The organism is Tessaracoccus lubricantis (assembly GCF_039544535.1).
Lineage (GTDB): Bacteria > Actinomycetota > Actinomycetes > Propionibacteriales > Propionibacteriaceae > Arachnia > Arachnia lubricantis.
In genome coordinates, this window is sequence record NZ_BAABLV010000054.1 from 1 (window position 1) to 700 (window position 700).

Here is a 700-nt window from a genome sequence, read left to right on the forward strand (position 1 = left end):
TCTCGCGTTGAGGGACTCGATCGCGTTGGTGCTGCAAATGATGCGGCGGATCTCGACGTCGTAGTCCAGGAACGGGATGAACTCCGCCCATGCGTTCTCCCAGAGTTGCCGGATCGCGGGATACATGGTGCACCACTTCTCCGCGAACTCCTCGAACCTCGCCCGAGCTGCGGCCTCGTTCGGCGCCGTGTAGACGGGCCGCAGGTCGCGGGCGATCTGGTCCCAGTACTTCCTCGACGCGTACTTGAACGTGTTGCGATCAGGTGGATGATGCACGTCTGCACCGTCGTCAGCTCCCACGTGGTGTTGATCGCGTCGGGGAGGCCCTTGAGCCCGTCGCAGACGACGATGCAGACGTCTTCGACACCGCGGTTCTTGATCTCGGTGAGCACACCCAGCCAGAACTTCGCGCCCTCCCCGCCATCACCGGCCCAGATGCCCAGGATGTCGCGCTCCCCGGACGTGGTCACTCCGACAGCGACGTAGAACGGCTTGTTCCGCACCTGCCCGTCCCGGACCTTCACGACGATCGCGTCGATGAACACCACCGGGTAGACGCGGTCCAGTGGCCGGTTCTGCCACTCGGTCATCTCCTCGATCACCTTGTCGGTGATCTTCGAGATCGTGTCCTTTGAGACGCTGGCTCCGTAGACGTCGTCGAAGTGCGCCGCGACCTCACCAGTCGTCAGCCCGCGCGCGG

General features: G+C 64.0%; 1 pseudogene. It reads right to left on the reverse strand.

The window, feature by feature from the left end:
* Positions 1-700 (reverse strand): annotated as a pseudogene (locus tag ABEA30_RS15405) (IS256 family transposase); the annotation flags it as partial.